Source organism: Brevundimonas faecalis, assembly GCF_040549405.1.
GTDB classification, from domain to species: Bacteria; Pseudomonadota; Alphaproteobacteria; order Caulobacterales; family Caulobacteraceae; genus Brevundimonas; species Brevundimonas faecalis.
On the sequence record NZ_JBEPTF010000001.1, the window covers coordinates 275,041 to 296,088 of the forward strand.

14 protein-coding genes are annotated in these 21,048 nt (G+C 66.7%); 6 read left to right on the forward strand and 8 right to left on the reverse strand.

All coding sequences use genetic code 11. From position 1 onward, the window contains the following. Window positions 1–52 precede the first annotated feature (52 nt). Window positions 53–1,441, reverse strand: coding sequence for a glutamate ligase domain-containing protein (locus ABIE19_RS01230; protein ID WP_354087290.1), 1,389 nt, complete (start codon window positions 1,439–1,441; stop codon window positions 53–55). Window positions 1,442–1,523: 82 nt separating this feature from the next. Between ABIE19_RS01230 and ABIE19_RS01235 the strand changes: the two genes are divergently transcribed. Further along, window positions 1,524–2,357: an LD-carboxypeptidase gene (locus tag ABIE19_RS01235; RefSeq protein ID WP_354087291.1), complete on the forward strand. Its 834-nt coding sequence runs from the start codon at window positions 1,524–1,526 to the stop codon at window positions 2,355–2,357. 83 nt (window positions 2,358–2,440) lie between these two features. On the opposite strand, the gene ABIE19_RS01240 is transcribed toward ABIE19_RS01235, so the two are convergent. Together ABIE19_RS01240 and ABIE19_RS01245 are read right to left on the reverse strand one after the other, a co-directional pair. Further along, complete coding sequence (locus ABIE19_RS01240; RefSeq protein WP_354087292.1) at window positions 2,441–2,926, reverse strand: retropepsin-like aspartic protease family protein; 486 nt, start codon at window positions 2,924–2,926, stop codon at window positions 2,441–2,443. Window positions 2,927–3,034: 108 nt separating this feature from the next. After that, window positions 3,035–3,262, reverse strand: a complete 228-nt coding sequence (locus ABIE19_RS01245; protein ID WP_354087293.1) for a DUF1289 domain-containing protein — start codon at window positions 3,260–3,262, stop codon at window positions 3,035–3,037. A 164-nt stretch (window positions 3,263–3,426) separates the two neighbouring features. On the opposite strand from ABIE19_RS01245, the gene ABIE19_RS01250 reads away from it, so the two are divergent. After that, complete coding sequence (locus tag ABIE19_RS01250) at window positions 3,427–3,585, forward strand: hypothetical protein (protein ID WP_354087294.1); 159 nt, start codon at window positions 3,427–3,429, stop codon at window positions 3,583–3,585. Between the two features lie 147 nt (window positions 3,586–3,732). Here the strand turns inward: ABIE19_RS01250 and ABIE19_RS01255 are convergent, their stop codons facing one another. Genes ABIE19_RS01255 through ABIE19_RS01265 form a run of 3 tightly spaced genes read right to left on the reverse strand, consistent with a single transcriptional unit; the run spans window position 3,733 to window position 6,723 of the window. Continuing rightward, a complete protein-coding gene (locus ABIE19_RS01255) occupies window positions 3,733–4,749 on the reverse strand; it encodes an HlyD family secretion protein (RefSeq protein WP_354087295.1) in 1,017 nt (338 codons plus the stop codon). 25 nt (window positions 4,750–4,774) lie between these two features. Beyond that, the gene (locus tag ABIE19_RS01260; RefSeq protein ID WP_354087296.1) at window positions 4,775–5,554 is read right to left on the reverse strand and encodes an ABC transporter ATP-binding protein; all 780 of its coding nucleotides are present in this window, start codon (window positions 5,552–5,554) and stop codon (window positions 4,775–4,777) included. Beyond that, window positions 5,551–6,723, reverse strand: a complete 1,173-nt coding sequence (locus ABIE19_RS01265; RefSeq protein WP_354087297.1) for an ABC transporter permease — start codon at window positions 6,721–6,723, stop codon at window positions 5,551–5,553. Before ABIE19_RS01265 ends, ABIE19_RS01260 begins: the two co-directional genes overlap by 4 nt. 209 nt (window positions 6,724–6,932) lie before the next feature. Here ABIE19_RS01265 and ABIE19_RS01270 point away from each other — a divergent pair, with 209 nt between their 5' ends. The 3 genes from ABIE19_RS01270 to ABIE19_RS01280 all read left to right on the forward strand — a co-directional run bounded on the left by ABIE19_RS01270 (window position 6,933) and on the right by ABIE19_RS01280 (window position 11,934). Further along, entirely contained in the window at window positions 6,933–9,026 is a 2,094-nt protein-coding gene (locus ABIE19_RS01270; protein WP_354087298.1) for a S46 family peptidase, read from the forward strand. A 296-nt stretch (window positions 9,027–9,322) separates the two neighbouring features. Continuing rightward, window positions 9,323–11,407 carry a S46 family peptidase gene (locus ABIE19_RS01275; RefSeq protein ID WP_354087299.1) on the forward strand — a complete coding sequence of 695 codons (2,085 nt, stop codon included), beginning with the start codon at window positions 9,323–9,325 and terminating at the stop codon, window positions 11,405–11,407. Next, a complete protein-coding gene (locus ABIE19_RS01280; protein WP_354087300.1) occupies window positions 11,404–11,934 on the forward strand; it encodes a GNAT family N-acetyltransferase in 531 nt (176 codons plus the stop codon). The genes ABIE19_RS01275 and ABIE19_RS01280 overlap by 4 nt, the downstream gene beginning before the upstream one ends. A gap of 31 nt (window positions 11,935–11,965) precedes the next feature. On the opposite strand, the gene uvrB is transcribed toward ABIE19_RS01280, so the two are convergent. Further along, the gene (gene uvrB / locus ABIE19_RS01285) at window positions 11,966–14,206 is read right to left on the reverse strand and encodes an excinuclease ABC subunit UvrB (RefSeq protein ID WP_354087301.1); all 2,241 of its coding nucleotides are present in this window, start codon (window positions 14,204–14,206) and stop codon (window positions 11,966–11,968) included. Window positions 14,207–14,576: 370 nt separating this feature from the next. Between uvrB and ABIE19_RS01290 the strand changes: the two genes are divergently transcribed. Next, entirely contained in the window at window positions 14,577–17,588 is a 3,012-nt protein-coding gene (locus ABIE19_RS01290; protein WP_354087302.1) for a TonB-dependent receptor plug domain-containing protein, read from the forward strand. Between the two features lie 325 nt (window positions 17,589–17,913). On the opposite strand, the gene ABIE19_RS01295 is transcribed toward ABIE19_RS01290, so the two are convergent. Beyond that, on the reverse strand, window positions 17,914–21,042 hold the full coding sequence (locus tag ABIE19_RS01295) for an efflux RND transporter permease subunit (RefSeq protein ID WP_354087303.1): 3,129 nt from the start codon (window positions 21,040–21,042) through the stop codon (window positions 17,914–17,916). Window positions 21,043–21,048: the final 6 nt, after the last annotated feature.

The window sequence follows — 21,048 nt, forward strand, 5'->3', positions numbered from 1 at the left end:
AGAAGTGAATGTTTTACAACGTCAATTTTAAACTATGTCCGCCTACTGACGGTTAAAGTCGCGCCAAGAGCTCCGCCGCGAAGCTGGACAGGCTGTCGTCGCGGGCGCCCATGACCACGACCCGGTCTCCAGGACGGGCGAGTTCCAGGATGCGGTCGCCGCAATCGGCGCGCGTGGCCAGGGCCTCTGCGCGGCGGCCCGCCTCGCGCACGCCGGTCGCTATGTCCTCGGACCCCACGCTGCGGTCGGTGGTGCCGCCGTAGTAGACGGGTTCCGGCATCAGCAGGACGTCGTCCTGACGCATCAGGCCGGCGAAGCCTTCGATGAACTCGGACTTCATCAGCTTCAGCGGGCCGAAGCCGTGGGGCTGGAACAGGATCAGCAGGCGGCCGTCGAAGGCGTGCAGGGTCTTCAGGGTGGCGGCGATCTTGTCCGGGTTGTGGGCGAAGTCGTCGACGACGGTGACGCCGTTCTGCGTCCCCACCACCTCCAGCCGTCGCCGGATGCCGGCGAAGGTTTCGAGCGCCGCGACCGCGTCGTCGACCGACACGCCCAGAGCCTTGACCGCACCCAGGGCCGCCAGGGCGTTGGCGGCATTGTGCGCGCCGGGCACGTTCAGCACGACCGCGCGCGGAGCCTCGCCGCGCGCCCGCAGTTCGAAGCGCATGCCCGTCGGCAGGGGTTGAAGATCATGCGCCGACAGGTCCGCCTCTTCCTCGCCGAGCGCGAAGGTGATCGCCTTGCCGGGCGCCAGTTCCTGCGCCAGGGCCGCCGTCTCGGGATTGTCGAGGTTCAGCACCGCCGTCGTCGCCCGGCCGACGAAGCCGCCGAACAGGTCGCGCAGTTCCTCCATCGACTTGTGGTCCAGAGAGATGTTGGAGACGACCGCCACCGTCGGGTCATAGCGGGCGATGGAGCCGTCGCTCTCGTCCACCTCGGCAACGAACAGGTCCGGGCCGCCGACCAGGGCGCTGGCGAAGGGATGGTCCGCGTCGGCGAAATTCTTCATCACCGCGCCGTTGACCACGGTGGGCTTGCGGCCCGCCCGATCCAGGACCCAGGCGATCATGCCGGTGATGGTGGACTTGCCGCTGGTCCCGGCCACGCCGATCGAGGTCGGGGCGGCGTTGAACAGTTCGCTCAGCAACTGGGGCCGGGTCTTGATGGTCGCGCCGACGCGTCTGGCCGCGCCGATGTCCGGCACCGTGTCCTCGACCGCCCCGGTAGCGACGACGATCTGATCAACGCGGGTCACGCCCGATCCGTCCTGGGGGTGCAGGGCGACGCCGTGGGCGCGCAGCCAGTCGAACTTGTCCGGCGTCCGGCCCTGGTCCAGCGCCCGGTCGGAGCCCGCGATGCGGTTTCCCTGAGCCTGAACGATCATGGCCAGGGGCAGCATGCCGGACCCGCCGACGCCGCAGAAGAAATAGTCTTTGTTCATCGGCTTGATTTTGACGCGCGAAACCGGGGAATGTCCGGCGGCCTGACTAGCACGGGCGACGCCGGAGGCCAGCCCCATCCCTATGTCCGAACCGTTCAAGATCGGCGTGGTGAACGCCAGCTCGCGTCTGGACCCCGCGCGGGGAGAGGCGATCCAGGCCTGGATGGACCAGGCCTATCCCGACGGCGACGTGCGGCTGGTCCTCCATCCGGCCCTGTTCGAGACGCACGGCCATTTCGGCGGCGACGACGCCACGCGCGCCCGCGCCTTCATCGAGTTCGCCAATGATCCGCGTCTGGACGCCGTGTGGTTCGCGCGCGGCGGTTACGGTTCCTGTCGCATCGCCGAGGCCGTCCTGCCGCAACTGACGGACGTGGCGCGCAAGAAGCGCTACCTCGGCTATTCCGACGCGGGCAGCCTGCTGGCCCTGCTCTACAAGGCGGGCTTTCCGCATCTGGCCCACGGGCCGATGGCGTCGGATGGCGCGCGGCATGACGCGACGGGGCGGCGGGCGGTCGAATGGCTGCGCCACGGCGACCCGGCCTCGCTGGAGCCGTCGCTGCGGGACGAGACGCGCCCCGCCGTCGCCTTCAACCTCACCATCCTCAACGAACTGGTCGGCACGGCGCTGGAGCCGGATCTGAGCGGCCATGTCCTCATGCTGGAAGAGGTGTCCGAGGCCCTCTACCGCGTCGATCGGATGATGTTCCACCTGACAGGCCAGGCCTCGATCCGCCGCGTGGCGGGCATTCGCCTGGGCCGGGTTTCCGACGTCACGCCCAACGACCCCGACTTCGGCCTGACGGCGGAGGAGATTGTCCGCTACTGGTGCGAGCGTTCGGGTATTCCCTATCTGGGCGCCGCCGACATCGGCCATGACCGGGACAACAAGGTCGTGCCCTTCGGCCGCCGCTGACGTTCGCCCTTGCCGCTCCACCGCAGGAGCTAGGGACGGGGTTTCTTCTCCTCCCCCGTGAACGGGGGAGGATTTTCTGGGGATTAACCCCGGAAGGTCAGGCCGTGGGGACCGGCCTCGAAGGCGGACAGGCGGCCCAGGTAGCTCATGCCCAGCAGGGGCGCGGGCATGTCGCCGTCCACCACCAGGGCCTCGACCGAGGTCAGGCGAACTCCGGCCACCGCCAGCGAAGGCAGGACCACGGGGGCGGCCTTTATCGGGCCGCTGGCCGTATGCAGGGTTCGGGTGAAGTCGTCGGCCTCGACGGGAACGCCCGCCCGCGCGGCGTCGGCGCGGCTCAGGGTCACCAGGCTGGCGCCGGTGTCGACCAGCATCCGCATCGGCCGCCCGTCCACCATGGCTTCGGCCCAGTAGTGGCCGTCCACGGCGCGCACGACCGAAGGAACGGTCGCGGCGGCGGCCTGGGCCTCGCCGGCGCCGTCGATCCAGCGCAGGGCGCCGGCGCAGGCGAACGACGTCGCCAGGGCGGCGGCGAAGACGACGGCGGAGCGCGGGTCGAAGCGGATCATGCCGCCCTTATGCGCCCCAGGGTCTTGGCGTCCGGTGAAACGATACGGCGAATGAAAGGTTTACGCGGCTGCTTTGCTCCTCCCCTGCGAAGCGGGGGAGGAGTTTGCTTATTCGCCCAGCAGGGCGGGGTCGATCTGGCTGCGTCGGTCGGACAGGCCCTGCATGATCTCCGCCCGTTCGTCCTCGCTCATCCGGCTCCAGGTCGCGATTTCCTTGAGGGTGCGAAAACAGCCCAGGCACAGGCCGGACGCCCCGTCCACGGTGCAGACCATGACGCAGGGCGTGGCGACGGGCCGGGGGATGGGGCGGCTTGCAGGGGCGGTCGGCTGGCTCATGGTTCGGTGACGTTATCGCTACAAGATGTCCGGGTTCTGACCAAAAAACTTGACTTTTGGGCAGGTGTCGCTATCTTCACTCTCGACGCGACGACTATGACGGTGAGATTCCCGATAAGCACGACGCGTCTTCTTTCATCGTTCAACGGAAGGAGACGCCAAAAATGAACGACAAACAACGCAACCTGCAGCACGCCATGATGTCCTTCGCCCTGTGGGGCGGGATGCTGGTCAATACGAAGCAGATGAACAGCGCGAATGATCGCGTGGTCAGTCATCCTTCGAACTTCGTGCCCATTACGATCAAACGACCGCGCGCGTAGCCGCGAGGTTTCAAGATCCATCAATCGACCCCGGTCAGAACGACCGGGGTTTTTCAATTCCGGCTTCAACCTTCGGGCGGAGCGCTGGGACGACAACGAAAAAGGGACGCCTCGCGGCGTCCCTTTCCGTTTTCGGCGCTGTGAGGCTCAGCGGCGCGGGGGAGCCTGCATGGCCCGGGCGGCCGGGACGCCCGTGATGCTCGTATCGCGCTTGGCGCCGGCGGTTTCGCCGGGCTTCATGAACTTGACCAGGACGCGTTGGCCGATCAGCAGGGGGGCGTCCTTGACGGCCACGACCACCTCGACCACGCGCTCGTCCGAGCGTTGCGACGGGTCGTCCGAGGCCAGCTTGCGGGCGCCGAAGACGGCGGCGCGGCGCAGGACCGTGCCGATGTAGACCTTGCTCGGGTCGCCTTCGGGCGTGATCTCGACCGCCTGATCGACCGCCACGTTCGGAATATCGGCCTCGACGATCTCGGCGCGGGCGATGCGTGGGGCGTCGGGCTCCAGATCGAACATGTTGGACACGTTCAGGGTCGAGGCGCCGGCGCCGGGGTTGGCGTAGCGGCGCACGATGCGGCCGTCGGCCGGGGCGCGGATGACCGTCAACTCGACGTTATAGGCGGCCTCGTCGCGGCGGGCGCGGGCAGTCTGGACCGCCGACTGCTGCGAGCCGAGACGGGCCTGGGCCGAGGCGATGGCGTCGCGAGCCTGGTCCAGGCGTTGGGCGGCGACGAAGTTCGTGCCCGCCAGTTTCTGCAGACGGTCGTATTCGCGCTGGGCCGTGGCGATGTCGACGTTGATCAGGCGCAGCTGGCTTTCAGTCTCGGCCAGGGTCGCGGCGGCGGTCTGCAGCGCCAGGCGCGGCTCGTCGTCTTCCTGGCGGGCCAGGATCTGGCCGGCGGTCACGCGGTCGCCTTCCTGCACCAGGACGTCGCGCACCACCCCGCCGCGGCGCGCCGCGATCTGGATGATGCCGCCTTCGACATCCACCTTGGCGTTGGCGATGGCGGCGTAGGGGCTCTCCACCTTCTTCTCGGCGGCGGCTGCCTGTTCGGCCTTCTTGGCCGCGCTCGACTTCTGGAAGAAGACGAAACCGCCGATGATGAGGACCAGCAGCACGAGGCCGATCCAGAGCCATTTGTTTTTCAGGAAAGCGGGCATGTGAGGCGTCCTCGGAGGATCGGTGTCAGTGCGAGGCCAAAGTCGTGTTTTGGGCGACTTCGGGATTGGGGGTGCGGCGCTGATCGTCGATGATCACGCCGTCTTCGATGTGGATGACCCGGTCGGCCCAGGCTTCCAGGCGCGGGTCGTGGGTCACGCAGATGACCGCCGCGCCGTGTTCGGTGGCGGCCCGGCGCAGAAGCTTGATGACCACCTGGCCGTTCTCGCCGTCCAGGGCCGAGGTCGGCTCGTCGGCGAACAGAATCTGCGGATCCTTGGCCAGGGCGCGGGCGATGGCGACGCGCTGCTTCTCGCCGCCGGACAGGGCCGCCGGGCGTTGGTGCAGGCGATGGCCCAGGCCGACTTCTTCCAGAGCGAGCGTGGCGCGCTTCTTGGCCTGATCCGGCGTCAGTCCCTGGAACTTCAGCACCGTCGTCACCTGCTGCAGGGCGCTGAGCGAGGGGAAGAGGTTGAAGCCCTGGAAGATGAAGCCGCAGTGGTCCAGGCGGAACTTGTCGATCTTGCCGGACGAGAAGGCCCACATGTCGTCCATGTCCAGGGCGTCGACCCGGCCCTCCTCGGGCCGGAGCAGGCCCGACAGGGCGGCGATCAGGGTCGACTTGCCCGATCCGGACGGCCCCATGACCATGGTCAGGTCGCCGTGGCGGGCGTCGAAATCCACGCCCTTCAGCACCTCGACATAGTTCTTGCCGGACTTGAACCGCTTGATCAGGCCCTTGGCCTCGATGGCGAACTCGCCGTGCTTGCCGTGCGCTTTCGTATGCCCAAAAGTCATGGTGTTCATCGCAGCAGGTCCGCAGGTTGGCTCTTCTTGAGGATGCCCATCGACAGGAAGCCCGAGAGCATGGCGATGAGGATCAGGCCGCCGCCGACCACGATGAGCAGGATCGGGGGCAGGGAGATGATGACGGCGTTGGCCAGGGCGAACAGGGAGACCAGCCAGGTCAGGAAGATCGCCGCGCCCACGCCGACCACGCCGACCCAGAAGCTCAGTTCCATGACGATGCGACGCAGCGACCCCATGCCGACGCCCAGGGCGCGCAGCGAGGCGAACTCCTTGATGTTGGCCATGATGGCGCCGCGCAGGGTCTGCCAGGTGATGGCCACGCCGATGATGGTGCCCAGGACCACGCAGCCGCCGATGATGATGACCAGGATGCCTTCATCGAACATGGCGCCGGCGTTGGCGTCGGCCAATTCCTGGCGGGTCCAGGCCTTCCACTGGCCCTTGCCCATGGCGTTCAACTGGGTCGCCACGATCTGGGCCCTGGCCGGGTCGCGCAGCTTGATCATCAGGGGGCCGACGCGCGGGCCGGTGTCTGCCTGGCCCAGCATCCGCAGGGTGTCGCGGGACATGACCACGCCCGGCTGCATCATGTTGGGATAGCCGCGGGTGATCCCGACCACGGTGACGGTCTGGCCGTTGTACAGGGCCTTGTCGCCGAGCTTGACGCCCAGGGTCTTCAGCGCCGTCTCGTCGACCGCGACGGTGTAGGGTTGGCGCAGGGCGTCGACCAGTTCCTGGGAATAGTCGGTGGGAATGGTGACCGAGCCCGGCGTGGTGTCGATGATGCTGGACTGGACGAATTTCTGACGCGGAGCGCCCTGCGCCGCGCTTTCGGCCTGGCTGCGGGTCGGGTCCACCTCATTGATGGACTGGAAGGTGCCGCCGGCGCCGTCCAGGGGCTGGACCTCCACCACGTCGGGGTGGTTGTAGGCCAGGGGGATGAAGCGGCGGGGCACGCCGGACGGACCGTTGATCAGGCTCTTGGCGCCCGGCTGCATGATGATGATGTCGGCGGCCGAGCGCTCGATCTGGGCGGTGAAGCCCTTGCCGATGCCGATAAAGACCCCGGTCATCGCCAGCACGAGCAGACCCGAAAGGGCCAGCGCCATGACGGCGGCCATATAGCGGCGCCACTCGAAGAGCAGCGTGGACAGCGCGAGCGACATGACGCGTTTCAAACCCCTGACTTGCATGGTTATCTGACCGCGCCCCGGCCCGGGGCCAAGTTAAATCGGGGTAAGCTTGGAGCGCGCCCTCGCGGCGTCGCGACATGCGACCTTTGGCGCGGGGGGTTGAGGCCCTTCCCCTTGCGGGTCTAGTGACGGCGCAACAACAGCAAGGCGGGATGTCCTGTCCCGCCTATCCGGAGACGTCCATGTCGCTTCGTCGCATGATCACCCACACCGCATCCCTGGCGGCGCTCGGCATGGCCGCCGCCGTCTTCAGCGCGCCCGCATCGCCCGCCCGCGCCGACGAGGGCATGTGGACCTTCGACAACTTCCCGATCCAGACGGTGAACGACAAGTACGGCACGCGCATCGACCAGGCCTGGCTGGACCGCGTCCGTAACGCCGCCGTGCGCCTGCAGGGCTGCTCGGCCTCCTTCGTCTCGGGCGAAGGCCTGATCCTGACCAACCACCACTGCGTCATCTCCTGCGTCCAGGACCTGTCCACGGCCCAGAACGACTACGTCAAGAACGGCTGGATGCCCGCGACGCGCGAAGAGGAAAAGACCTGCCCCGGCCAGACGGCCGAGGTCCTGACCGACATCGTCGACGTGACCGACCGCGTCCTGGGCGCTGGCGCCGGCCTGGAAGGCGCGGCCTTCGTCACGGCGCGTTCGGCCGAGATCGACAAGATCCAGAAGGAAGCCTGCGGCGACGACCGCAAGCTGACATGCCAGGTCATCAGCTTCTATCGCGGCGGCAAGTACGCCCTGTACAAGTTCCGCAAGTATGAGGACGTGCGTCTGGCCTTCGCGCCGGAGTTCCAGGCGGCCTTCTTCGGCGGCGACCCCGACAACTTCAACTTCCCGCGCTACGCCCTCGATGCCGCCTTCCTGCGCGCCTATGAGGACGGCAAGCCCGTCTCGACGCCCAACCACCTGAAGTGGAACGCCAACGCCCCGGCCGAGGGCGAAGTGACCTTCGTCGCGGGCAACCCCGGCACCACCCAGCGCCTGCTGACCATGAGCCAACTGGAACGCCTGCGCGATCAGCAGATCCCCGTCACCCTGATCCAGGGTTCGGAACTGCGCGGCCGTCTGGTCGAATACTCGACCCAGGGCGATGAAGAGAAGCGCGTCGCCCTCGACCCGATCTTCGGTCTCGAGAACAGCTTCAAGGTCTATTACGGCCAGCAGGGCGCCCTGACCGATCCGGCCTTCATGGCCAAGAAGCGCCAGGAAGAGACCGAGCTGCGTCAGCGCGTCGCCGCCGACCCGGCCCTGGTCCAGCGCATCGGCGACCCCTGGGCGGACCTGGAAAAGGTCCAGTCGACGGCCCGTGACCTCTACCTGCCCTATCGCCAGTTGGAAGGGAACGCCGGCGGCGGTTCGACCCTCTATTCCTACGCCCGCGCCATCGTCCGCGCCTCCAAGGAACGCGCCAAGCCGGTCGCCGAGCGCCGCCCCGGCTACGCCGACAGCGACATCGCGGCCCTGGGCCGTCGCCTGGCCTCGGAAGCCCCGATCGCCAAGGGCGTCGAGGAGATCCAGCTGTCCTTCTGGTTGTCCAAGACTCGCGAATACCTGACGGTCGACAACGCCAATGTGAAGTCGATGCTGGGCCGCGAAAATCCCGAGGGCATCGCCGCCCGCCTAGTCGAGACCAAGCTGATCGACCCGGCCTTCCGCGCTGAAGCCCTGGCCATGACGCCGGAACAGCTGGCCGCCTCGGGCGACCCGATGATCGCCTTCGTCCTGGCCAACGACGATGCGGCCCAGGCCTTCCGCACCCAGTGGGACGCCGGGGTCAACGGCCCGACCGCCCGCGCCGCCGAAAAGGTCGCCCAGGCCCGCTTCGCCGTCTACGGCTCCAACCTCTATCCCGACGCGACCTTCTCGCTTCGCCTGTCCTATGGCCAGGTGAAGGGCTGGACCTATCGCGGCGTGACCGTCCCGTCCTTCACGTACATGGGCGGCCTGTACGAGCGCGCCACGGGCGCCGAGCCGTTCAACGCGGCGGCCCGCTTCGTCGATGCCGAAAGCCGCATCAACAAGACCGTCGTCTATGACTTCGTCTCGACCAACGACATCATCGGCGGCAACTCCGGCTCGCCGGTGATCAACGCCAGGGGCGAGGTGATCGGCGCCGCCTTCGACGGCAACATCCACTCCCTGGGCGGTTCGTTCGGCTACGACGGCGACCTGAACCGCACGGTGACGGTCTCCACCGCCGCCGTCACCGAGGCCCTGCGCAACGTCTACAACCAGCCGCGCCTGCTGCGCGAACTGGGCGTGACGCGCTAACACAACCAAGACCCTTCTCCCCTTGAGGGAGAAGGTGTCATGCGTCAGCATGACGGATGAGGGGTGTCGGCGGCGCGGTCTGATTTTCAGGCTCGTCGCCGGCCCCCTTTTTCGTAACCTCGCGCCGACGCCCCTCATCCGAGCGCCTCCGGCGCCCATCTTCTCCCTCAAGGGGAGAAGGAATTACGCCCCCGTCTGACGTATCGGCCTGCTAGGTTCCTTCAAGCCGATTTCAGACTATTCAGACGAATTGGACTCTGTTTCTTCCTCGCCAGAGTCTGAACCAGGAGTTCTCCATGCGTCACATGCTCTTTGCCTCGGCCGCCGTCCTGGCCTTCGCCGCCGCCTCTTCCGCCAAGGCGGAAGAAGGCATGTGGACCTATGACAACTTCCCCATCGTCCGCGCCAACCAGACGCTGGGCACGTCGATCGACCAGGGCTGGCTCGATAAGGTGCGCCTGTCCTCGGTGAAGTTCGGCGGCTGCTCGGCGGGCGTCATCTCCGGCGAAGGCTTGGTGATGACCAACAACCACTGCGTCGCCACCTGCGTCGCCAACCTGTCCACGCCCCAGGTCCAGTACGCCGAGACCGGCTTCACGCCGAAAAGCCGCGAGGAGGAGCTGAAATGCCCCGGCGGCTCGGCCGAAATCCTGACCGACATCGTCGACGTCACCGAACGCGTGCAGAAGGCGGGGCAGGGCCTGGACGGTCAGGCCTTCACCCAGGCGCGCGAGGCCGAGGCCGGCCGTATCGAGAGCGAGGTCTGCGGGAGCGATCCCAAGATCCGCTGCCAGGTGGTCAGCCTGTATCGCGGCGGTCAGTTCAAGCTCTACAAGTTCCGCAAATACTCCGACGTGCGCCTGGCCTGGGCGCCGGAGGACCGCGCCGCGACCTTCGGCGGCGACCTGGACAACTTCTCCTTCCCGCGCTTCGCCATCGATGCCGCCTTCATCCGTCTCTATGAAGACGGCAAGCCCGCTGCGACGCCGATCCACTTCACCTGGAACGCGGCCAATCCGACCGAGGGCGAGCCCGTCTTCATCACCGGCAACCCCGGTTCGACCCAGCGCCTGCTGACCCAGGCCCAACTGATGACCATCCGCGACGTGGTCCTGCCGATGGACCAGTTGATCGCCTCCGAGCTGCGCGGCCGGCTGATCCGCTACGCCGAGGAGGGCGAGGACCAGGCCTTCATCGCCATGGACCCCATTGTCGGCGTCGAGAACACCTACAAGCGCGGTCGCGGCCGCATGGCGGCCCTGGTCGATCCGGCCTTCATGGATCAACTGGCTGGGCAGGAGACGGCCTTCCATCGTCAGGTCACGGAGAATGAGGCCCTCAGCGCCGAGGTCGGCGATCCCTGGGGCGATCTGGCGACGGTCCAGCCCCTGGCGCGCGAGCTCTATCCCGCCATGGCCCTGCTGGAAGGCGGAACGGGCATGGGCACGACCTCGGTGGCCGGCGGCTCGTCCCTGTTCCAGTGGGCGCGGGCCATCGTGCGCGGCGCCCAGGAGCGGGCCAAGCCGTCGGATCAGCGACTGTCCGAGTTGGCCGACAGTCGCCTGCCGGGCGTCCAGGCCAGCCTGTTCGCCGAGCGTCCGACCTATCCGGAACTGGAGCAGATTCGCCTCGAGTGGTGGCTGTCCAAGACCCGCGAATGGCTGACGGTCGACAGCCCGCATGTCCGCACCCTTCTGGGCAAGGAGAGCCCCGAAGGCCTGTCCGCCCGTCTGATCGCCGGCACCAAGCTGGCCGATCCCGCCGTGCGCCGCGCCCTGTGGGAAGGCGGCCTGCCCGCTGTCCAGGCCTCGACCGATCCCTTGATCCAGTACGTCCTCGCCATCGACGCCGACGCCCGCGCGGTGCGCACGGAATGGGACAACAAGGTCAAGGCCCAGACAGACCGCGCGTCCGAGCGTCTGGCGGCCGCCCGCTTCGCCGTCTATGGCGACGCCGTCTATCCGGACGCGACCGGCACCCTGCGCCTGACCTACGGCCGGGTCGAAGGCACGGACGTGCCGGGCCAGCGCATCGCGGCCTTCACCACCTTCGCCGGTCTGTGGGACCGCGCCACCGGCGCCGAGCCCTTCAACGTCGCGCCCAAGCTGCTGGCGGCCAGGGATCGGATCGCCCCGACGACGGTGATGAACATGGCCGTTTCGTCCGACACCATCGGCGGCTCCTCGGGCTCGCCCGCGGTGAACGCCAGGGGCGAGATCATCGGCGCCAACTTCGATTCCACCATGCTGACCCAGCGCAACGCCTACGGCTACGACCGGAACGTCAATCGCAGCGTCATCGTCACCACGGCCGCCGTGACCGCCGCCTTGCGCGACGTCTACGGCATGGATCACCTGATCGAGGAACTGGGGGTTAAATGAGCGAGCCTGTCTTTCGTCCCGCCGCGCCGAGCGACGTCCCGGCCCTGCATGGCCTGATCGAAAGCGCCTATCGCGGCGACAGCGCCAAGGCAGGCTGGACGCACGAGGCCGACCTGCTGGGCGGCCAGCGCACGGACGAGGCCGAATTGGGCGGGCTGATCGCCGACCCGTCGCGGGCGATCCTGCTGGCCGAGACGGACGGCGCTCTGGTCGGTTGCGTCCAGGTCGAGAGCCGGGGCGAGGGCCTGGCCTATCTGGGCCTGCTGACCGTCGATCCGGAGCGTCAGGCGGGCGGTCTGGGGCGTCGCCTGATCGAGGCGGCCGAGGTCGAGGCCGTTTCCCGCTTCGCCGCCGACCGGATGGAGATGACCGTCATCCGCAAGCGCGCCGAACTGATCGCCTGGTACGAAAGGCGCGGCTACGCCCAGACGGGCGAGACGCGGCCCTTCCCCTTCGACGAGACCACCTTCGGTCTGTCGCCGGATCAGGACCTGACCTTCGTGGTCATGGAAAAGGCGCTGACCTGATCCGTCTCCGAGGCGTGTGAGGGGCGAAGGTTCAGGCCTCGCCCATCATGTCCTTGGCGAATTCCAAGTCCAGCGCCTTCATCTTCTTGATCTCGTCGCGCAGGCGCGCCGCCTCCTCGAATTCCAGGTTGGCGGCGGCTTCCCGCATCTTGGCCTCCAGGTCCTTGAGGGCGGATTGGAAGTTGGAGCCGACGAAGGGCTTGGCCTCCTCGGCGACGCCGGGACGGGTCAGCTTGTCGAGGTCGCGCGACTCATAGGGGCTGTCGAGGATCTCCTTGATGTCGCGGCGGACCGTGGCGGGAGTGATGCCGTGCTCGGCGTTGTAGGCCTCCTGCTTCTCGCGGCGCCGGTTGGTCTCGGTGATGGCGCGCTCCATCGAGCCCGTCATGCGGTCGGCGTAGAGGATAACGCGGCCGTCGACGTTGCGCGCCGCGCGGCCGATGGTCTGGATCAGGGAGGTTTCCGAACGCAGGAAGCCCTCCTTGTCGGCGTCGAGGATGGCGACCAGGCCGCATTCGGGGATGTCCAGGCCTTCGCGCAGCAGGTTGATGCCGATCAGGCAGTCGAACGAACCCAGGCGCAGGTCGCGCAGGATTTCGATCCGCTCCAGGGTGTCGACGTCGGAGTGCATGTAGCGGACCCGCACCCCCTGTTCGTGCATGTACTCGGTCAGGTCCTCGGCCATCTTCTTGGTCAGGGTGGTGACGAGCGAGCGATAGCCCGCGCGGGTCGTGGCCTTCACCTCGTCGATGACGTCGTCGACTTGGTTGCGGGTGGCGCCGGAGACGGGCCGGATCTCGACCGGCGGATCGATCAGGCCGGTAGGGCGAATGACCTGTTCGGTGAAGACGCCGCCCGTGCGCTCCATCTCCCAATGGCCGGGCGTGGCCGAGACGAACAGGGTCTGCGGCCGCATGGCGTCCCATTCGTCGAACTTCAGCGGGCGGTTGTCGATGCAGGAGGGCAGGCGGAAGCCGTACTCGGCCAGGGTCGACTTGCGGCGGTAGTCGCCCCGGTACATGGCGCCGATCTGGCCCACGGTGACGTGGCTTTCGTCGACGAACAGCAGGGCATTGTCGGGGATGTATTCGAAGAAGGTGGGCGGCGGTTCGCCCGGCGCGCGGCCGGTCAGCCAGCGGCTATAGTTCTCGATCCCGGCGCAGGAACCGGTGGCCTCCATCATCTCCAGATCGAAGCGCACCCGCTGTTCCAGCCGCTGGGCCTCCAGCAGCTTGCCGTTCTCGACCATCCAGTCGAGCGTCTCCTTCAACTCGGCCTTGATGCCGTGGACGGCCTGGTTCAGCGTCGGGCGCGGAGTGACATAGTGGCTGGCGGCGTAGACGGTGATCTCCTCGAGGGCGGTGGTCTTCTTGCCCGTCAGGGGATCGAACTCCTCGATGGCCTCGATCTCGTCGCCGAACAGGGAGAGGCGCCAGGCGCGGTCTTCCAGGTGGACGGGGAAGATCTCGATGGTGTCGCCCCGTTTCCGGAACATGCCGCGTTCGAAGGCGGCGTCGTTGCGCTTGTATTGAAGTGCGATCAGGTCGGCGCGCAGCTTGGCCTCGTCGATCTGATCTCCGACCTTCAGGGTGAAGGTCATGGCCGTATAGGTCTCGACCGAGCCGATGCCGTAGATGCAACTGACCGAGGCGACCACGATGACGTCGTCGCGCTCCAGGATCGCGCGGGTGGCCGCATGGCGCATCCGGTCGATCTGCTCGTTAATCGATGAGTCCTTCTCGATGTAGGTGTCGGTGCGCGGGACGTAGGCCTCGGGCTGGTAATAGTCGTAGTAGCTGACGAAATACTCGACCGCATTGTCGGGGAAGAAGGCCTTGAACTCGGAATAGAGCTGGGCGGCCAGGGTCTTGTTGTGCGCCAGGATCAGGGCCGGGCGCTGGGTCTGTTCGATCACCTTGGCCATGGTGAAGGTCTTGCCCGAGCCGGTGACGCCCAGCAGCACCTGGTCCCGCTCGCCCGTTTCGGCCTGGGCGACCAGTTCGGCGATGGCCGAGGGCTGGTCTCCCGCGGGGCTGTACTTCGTCTCCAGCCGGAAAGGGATGCGCTTGCGATCGACCGGCCGGTCGGGTCGGTGAGGGACCCAGCCCTCGGGCGCGCCGGGCGCTTCTTCCGGCGTCAGGCGAGGGCCGACGACGGGCGCGAACATGGGCGGGCGGCCATGGTCGAAGGCGACCGGCGCTTCACGCAGTCCGGGATTTTCCGCACCCGGGACATGGACGGGCTTGGTCGGTTTCGAAGGAGAACGAGCCATGAACGTGAAGGTAGTGCGCGCGCGGGCGCGACGCCATAGGTCGTCTGCGGCGTCGTACCTCGGGCGCATCCTCGCCTTAAGGAGGCTTTGGAACCGCCTCATTTCGTCGGGATAGCGTCACAATACGGGCAAGATGCGGCTTAATCTCGCCATAAATGGACAATTTGTGGTTCTAACTGGGTCGTAAGGCGTCAAAAATGACGCATTTATTTGCCGAACGTAGATTTTCGGCAATATTTTTGTTGCTCGCTTGAAGTCGTTTGCATAGCCCTACATCAACCAAGAAACGTAGAGTCGAACATTGGTATCCGAAACGGCGTTCATCGAGCGTCGTATCTGAAGTTCAATATTCACAGGTACACAGAGGCATATGAGCACTCGTAAAGACTACCTGCTTGGCACGACGATGGTGGCCGGCGCCGCCGCACTGTCGTTGACCATGCTCGTTCCGGGAGCCGCGTTCGCTCAGAGCGCAACGAATACCGACCAGGAAGCCACTCAAGTCGAAGAAATCGTCGTTGTCGGTTCGCGCATTCGTCGCGACAACTTCAACGCTCCGTCGCCGACCCAGGTGGTGACGCGTGAAGAAGCCACCCTGCAAGGCTTCGCTTCGACCACGGAAGCCCTGCAGAGCACGGCCGTCACCGGCGGCACCTCGCAGATCAACAACTCTTACGGCGGCTACGTCACCAACGGCGGCCCCGGCGCCAACACCATCGGCCTGCGCGGCATGGGCCCGAGCCGCACCCTGGTGCTGCTGAACGGCCGTCGCGTCTCGCCGGCCGGTTCGCGCGGCTCGGTCGGCTCGGCCGACCTGAACGTTCTGCCGACCGCCATGATCGACCGCGTCGAAGTCCTGCGCGACGGCGCTTCCTCGGTCTACGGCTCGGACGCCGTGGCCGGCGTGGTCAACATCCAGACCCGCAAGAACTTCGAAGGCCTGATCTTCGAAGCCCAGCATAACGAGCCTCTGGAAGCCGAAGGCGCCGGCGGTTCTGATCGCATCTCCCTGGTGGCGGGCGCTCGCGGCGACCGTTGGCGGGCCGCCGGTTCGGTCGAGCTCTATGAGCGCGACGAACTGACCCTGCGCGATCGTGAGTTCACGCGTTGCCAGACCGACGGCCGTCGTCCGACCGCCGCGGGCGCCAGCCGCGACTACATCGACCCGCTGACCGGCAAGTCGAAGTGCTATCCGATCACCAGCACCGGTTCGAACGGCTCGTCGATCAATACGATCGGCGTGAGCGTCGACGGCGGCCTCGACGGCGACGGAAACCGCATCTTCAACGGCGTGGCGGGTACGCCGGCCGCGGGCGCGCCGAACGTCCTGTTCAACCGCTTCCGTCCGAACTCGGGCGTCACCGGTCCGATGGCCGGTTATGAAGGCGTCGGCGGCACGGGCGTGAACTCCAATGTTCGCGACACCTTCGACGACCGCATGCTGAACCGGTCGCTGATCTCGCCGGTCAAGATCGCCACCTTCTATGGCGAAGGCGGATATCAGCTGAACGCTCTGGGCAACGCCGAGCTCTACGGTGAATTCCTGCTCAACCAGCGCAAGTCGTCGCAGACCAGCTATCGTCAGCTCGCGCTCGACTACGCCAAGGGCAGCCCCCTGATCCCCAGCAACCTGGCCTTCAGCACCTTCTCCGGCGACCAGGGCCTGAACAAGGGCCAGGACATCGGCGTCCGCGCCTTCATCGGCTTCGGCAACGATCACTCGACGCAAGAGCAGCGCTTCAACCGTAACGTGGTCGGCCTTCGCGGCGACTTCTTCATCCCGGAATGGCGCTACGACCTGTCGGCCAGCTACTCGCGGTCGCGTTCGGAGTATGTCAGCCAGCAGTTCCTGACGAACCGCCTGGTCGAAAGCCTGGACGTGATCGAGATCTCGCCCGGCAAGTTCCAGTGCCGTGAACTGAGCACCAACCCCGGCTGCGTCGCCGCGCCGAAGCTCAGCAGCCAGGTGGTCGGCGGCATCCTGCCGAAGGAATGGACCGACTACGTCTTCCGTCCGGTCAAGGGCGTGACCACCTACGAAGAGAAGATCGTCAGCCTCGGCATCGACGGTCCGCTGTTCGATCTGCCAGCCGGCAAGGTCATGGGCTTCTTCGGCGCCGAATGGCGTGACGCGGAAATCGACGACACCCCGGGCCTCGATTCGCAGACGGGCAATACCTACAACTACTCGACCTCGGCCATCACCCGCGGTTCCGACTCGGTGTGGGAAGTCTTCGGTGAAGTCGAAGCGCCGCTTCTGCGCGACGCGCCCTTCGCCAAGGAGCTGACGCTGAACGCTTCGTTCCGTTACACGGACTACGACTCGTACGGCGACGACTCGACCTACAAGATCGGTCTTGTCTATCAGCCGATCGACATGCTGACGTTCCGGGCCACCTACGGCACCTCCTACCGCGCTCCGGCGCTGTTCGAGCAGTTCGTCGGCGCCACCTCGGGCTTCCAGGCCGCCAGCTTCGATCCCTGCAACGAAATCGACACGGCGACCGATACGCCGGCTCTCATCGCCAACTGCGCGGCCGAGAATCTGCCGACCGATTTCCAGCAGAAGTCGAGCGTCGCGGTCATCACCAAAGGCGGCGCGGAAGCCGGTCTGAAGGCTGAGACCTCGACCAATATGACGATCGGCCTGGTGCTGAAGCCGACCCTGCCTGAGGGCTGGGGCGATTTCGCCTTCGCTGTCGACTATTACGAAATCGAGGTGAACAACGGCGTAGCTCAGTACGGCGCCGCGAACATCCTTGAGCGTTGCTACGACTCGAACGCCGCTGACTTCGCTGCTCGCGTGGGCTTCTGCTCGCTGGTGGCGCGTGACGCCGGCGACAAGAGCCTCACGGTCCAGAACGGCTACGTCAACCTGGCGACCGACATCGTCAAGGGCCTGGACTACACCCTGCGTTACCGCAAGGATGTCGGCCCGGGCACGGCTCTGTTCAACTTGGCGCTCACCCAGTACACGGAAATCACGAACAAGCTGTTCGATGAAGACCCGCTGGTCGAGTACAAGGGCCGCCTGAACAATCCGGAGTTCACCGGCACCGCTGACCTGTCCTACGCATGGGACAAGTGGCGGGTGCGCTATGGCGTGGAATGGATCCAGGGCACCTCGGACTACGAGTATCGTCGTCAGAACCCGGCCACCAGCCAGTTCGATCTGGAAGTCGGCGACTACTGGCAGCACAACACCTCGGTTCAGTACACGGGCGAAGGCTGGACGGTGACGGCCGGCGTTCGCAATCTGCTGAACGAAGACCCGCCGACGATCTCGTCGGGCTACAACAACCGGGTCGGCAACGCCCCGTTGTACTCGGGTTACGACTACCTGGGCCGGACGGCCTTCGTGAACCTCACGAAGTCCTTCTAAGCCTGACCTGACATCAGGTTGAGGAGAGGGCGGCGGGCTTCGGTCCGCCGCCCTTTCTGCGTTCTGGGCGCCGGGGCTGAAACAAGCGGCCGTGTTCGGGACGCGAGGGCGGTCGAGCGCGAAGGTTTCGCAAGGGGAAGGGAGCCGCAGCCGCTCATGAACAGCATGAGTTGCTACCTCGTAGCCCCGGACCCAAAAGGACAGGGGCCGTTCCCCTGTCTTCATCCTCGTCCCCGCCTTCCTTCGTCAGCGGGCTCGTTTCAGGCAAAGAAAAACCCCCGAGGCGCAAGCCCCGGGGGTTGATCATATGGAGGACGGCTGGAGATCAGTCGCCGAGGTAGGGTTCGGCTCCGACGGGAGGCCTGGGCTCTCCCGGGCGGCTGCCGTCGGCCAGTTTGCGCTGACCGGCGAACATCCGGCCCAGCATCCGGCGGCCCCATCCGGCGACGTCGTCGACGATGGTGAAGAAGGCCGGGATGTAGAGCAGGGACAGGAAGGTCGAGGAGATCAGTCCGCCCAGAACCGCGATGGCCATGGGCGAGCGGAACTCGACGTCGGCGCCGATGCCGATGGCGATGGGCACCATGCCGGCCCCCATGGCGAAGGTGGTCATCAGGATGGGGCGCGCCCGCTTGTGGGCGGCGTCCATGATGGCCTCACGGCGGGTCATGCCGCCCTCCTTCTCGGCGATGATGATGTAGTCGACCAGGAGGATGGAGTTCTTGGCCGCGATCCCCATCAGCATCAGCACCCCGATCAGGGCCGACATGGAGAAGCTCTTGCCGCCGATCACCAGGCCGATGAAGGCGCCGCCGATGGCCAGGGGCAGGGCCGCCATGATGGTGACGGGATAGGCGAAGCTTTTGAACATCAAGGTCAGCACGGCGTACATCAGCAGGATGCCCGAGATGAAGGCGATGGCGAAGCCGGTGATCATCTCCTGGATGAACTCGGCGTCGCCGGCGGGCACCTGACGCACGCCCTGGGGCAGGTTCTTGACCGAGGGCAGGCGATTGACGGCCTGGCCCGCGGCGCCCGTGGTCATTCCGTCCAGCTCCGCGCGGATCGAGGCGATGCGCGAACGGTCCTGGCGGCTGACGGTGGCCGGGCCGGCGCCGAACTGGATGTCGGCCACGGCGCTAAGCGGCACGGCGGCGCCCGAATTGGTCGGGACGCGCAGGGTTTCCAGAACGTTCAGGTCCTCGCGGGCCTCTTCGGTCAGTTGCAGCCGGATCGGGATCTGGCGGTCGCCCAGGTTGTACTTGGGCAGGTTCTGATCCACGTCGCCGATGGTGGCGACGCGCACGGCCTGGGAAATGGAGCCGGCCGAGACGCCCAGCAGGGCGGCCTCGTCAGGACGCGGCGTGACCAGGATTTCGGGACGGGCGATGGCGGCCGTGTTGACCACATTGGCCAGGCCCTTCACGCCGCGCATCTCTTCCTCGACCTTGCGGGCCGCGGCTTCCAGAACGACGGGATCGTCGCCCAGGATGGAGAAGGTGTAGCTGGTGCCGTCGCCCGGACCGCCGCCCTGCTGGGCGATGCCCGCGCGGATGCGGGCGCCGGGGATCTGTTTCAACTCATCGACCATGACGCGCTGGAAGGCCTGCTGGCTGAGGGCGCGTTCGCCCTTGGGCGTCATGTCGGCGTAGACGTTGGCCTGACCCACGTCCTGGCCGCCGACGGCGGCGTAGACCGAGGTGACTTCCGGTCGCGCCCGCAGCCTGGCCGTGACCTGCTGCACCACGGCGTCGGTCTGACGCAGGGTCGATCCGGGCGGCAGCTCCACCTGGAAGGCCGCGCGGGCCTCGTCGCCCGGCGACATGAATTCGAACGACATCTTGGCCGCGACCGACAGGAAGATGGAGCCGCCCAGGAAGACGCCGCCCAGGACGAAGACCTTCCAGCGGTTGCCCAGGCTCCAGCGCAGGGCGCGCAGGTAGCCCTTCATCCAGAAGGGATCCTTGTCTTCATGGCTGGTGTGCTTCAGCAGATAGGCCGCCATCAGCGGCGTCAGCATCCGCGCCACGACCAGGGAGAAGAAGACGCTGATGCAGGCCGCCAGGGCGAAGGCCTTGAAGAACTGGCCGATGATGCCCGGCATGAAGCCGACGGGGGCGAAGACGGCGATGATGGTGCCGGTCGTGGCCACGACCGCCAGACCGATCTCGTCGGCGGCCTCGAAGGCGGCGTCATAGGGCGGTTTGCCGTCGCGCATGTGGCGGACGATGTTCTCGATCTCCACGATGGCGTCGTCGACCAGAATACCGATGGTCAGGGACAGGGCCAGCAGGGTCACGCTGTTCAGCGACTGATCCATGGGCGCCAGCAGGGCGAAGGTCGGGATCAGCGACATGGGCATGGCCGTGGCCGCGATCAGGGTCGCCCGCCAGTCGCGCAGGAAGATGAAGACCACGATGACCGCCAGAACGGCGCCCAGGCCCAGCGCCTCCAGCGAGGCGAGGTAGCTCTCCTCGATGTATTTCACGCTGGACGTGACCTGTTCGATGGTCAGTTCCGGGTGGGCCTCGTCGATCTTGGCCACCTCGGCCCGGACCTTCTCGGCCACCTTGACCTCGCTGGCCTCGCGCGAGCGCAGGAAGTTGAAGGTCACGGCCTCCTGGCCGTTGTAGCGGGCCAGGCGACGCGGCTCGCTCCATTTGTCGACCACGGCGCCCAGGTCGCCTAGGCGCACCTTCTTGCCGTCGGACAAGGGGATCAGGGTCTCGCGCAGTTGATCCACGGAGCCTGCGGCGCCCAGGGTGCGGACGGCGCGCTCGGCGCCGGCCACGGTGACGCGGCCGCCAGGCAGGTTGTTGTTGACGCTGGTCAGGGCCTGGCTGACCTCGGCCGCCGTGACGCCGTAGGCGGCCAGGCGCTGCGGGTCCAGCTCGACGCGGATTTCGCGGTCCACGCCGCCGGAGCGGTTGACCTCGCCCACCCCGCCGAGCGCCAGCAGGGCGCGGCTCATCTCATTGTCGATGAACCAACTGATCTGTTCCGGCGTCATGGTCGGCGAGCGGACCACATAGGTGATCAGGGCGTCGCCGGTGATGTCGATACGCTGGACCGTCGGTTCCTGCATGTCCTGGGGCAGGGAGCCGCGCACGCCGCTCATGGCGTTGCGCACGTCGTTGGTGGCGCGTTCCGTGTCGGTGCCCAGCTCGAACTCGATGGTGGTCGAGGAGACGCCGTCGGTGACGTTGGAATAGATGTGGCGCACGCCCGACAGACCGGCGATCGAGTCCTCGATCACCCGCGCGACCTGAACCTCCATCTCGGCCGGGGCCGCGCCCGGACGGGCGGCGGTGACGGCGACCAGGGGGAAGTCGATGTCGGGGTTGTTGTTGATCCGCATCCCCATGAAGCCGGTCACGCCCGCGAGCGTCAGCAGCAGGAACAGCAGGATGATGGGGATGGGGTTCTTGATGGCCCAGGATGAGATCTGGTTCATGGCCGG

Coding starts and splice junctions, on each gene's coding strand:
- ABIE19_RS01255 (WP_354087295.1), bottom strand. CDS start 4,749: ATGCCCGCTTTCCTGAAAAACAAATGGCTCTGGATCGGCCTCGTGCTG.
- ABIE19_RS01260 (WP_354087296.1), bottom strand. CDS start 5,554: ATGAACACCATGACTTTTGGGCATACGAAAGCGCACGGCAAGCACGGC.
- ABIE19_RS01235 (WP_354087291.1), top strand. CDS start 1,524: ATGTCCGAACCGTTCAAGATCGGCGTGGTGAACGCCAGCTCGCGTCTG.
- ABIE19_RS01295 (WP_354087303.1), bottom strand. CDS start 21,042: ATGAACCAGATCTCATCCTGGGCCATCAAGAACCCCATCCCCATCATC.
- ABIE19_RS01290 (WP_354087302.1), top strand. CDS start 14,577: ATGAGCACTCGTAAAGACTACCTGCTTGGCACGACGATGGTGGCCGGC.
- ABIE19_RS01265 (WP_354087297.1), bottom strand. CDS start 6,723: ATGTCGCTCGCGCTGTCCACGCTGCTCTTCGAGTGGCGCCGCTATATG.
- ABIE19_RS01280 (WP_354087300.1), top strand. CDS start 11,404: ATGAGCGAGCCTGTCTTTCGTCCCGCCGCGCCGAGCGACGTCCCGGCC.
- ABIE19_RS01270 (WP_354087298.1), top strand. CDS start 6,933: ATGTCGCTTCGTCGCATGATCACCCACACCGCATCCCTGGCGGCGCTC.
- ABIE19_RS01230 (WP_354087290.1), bottom strand. CDS start 1,441: ATGAACAAAGACTATTTCTTCTGCGGCGTCGGCGGGTCCGGCATGCTG.
- ABIE19_RS01245 (WP_354087293.1), bottom strand. CDS start 3,262: ATGAGCCAGCCGACCGCCCCTGCAAGCCGCCCCATCCCCCGGCCCGTC.
- uvrB (WP_354087301.1), bottom strand. CDS start 14,206: ATGGCTCGTTCTCCTTCGAAACCGACCAAGCCCGTCCATGTCCCGGGT.
- ABIE19_RS01240 (WP_354087292.1), bottom strand. CDS start 2,926: ATGATCCGCTTCGACCCGCGCTCCGCCGTCGTCTTCGCCGCCGCCCTG.
- ABIE19_RS01275 (WP_354087299.1), top strand. CDS start 9,323: ATGCGTCACATGCTCTTTGCCTCGGCCGCCGTCCTGGCCTTCGCCGCC.
- ABIE19_RS01250 (WP_354087294.1), top strand. CDS start 3,427: ATGAACGACAAACAACGCAACCTGCAGCACGCCATGATGTCCTTCGCC.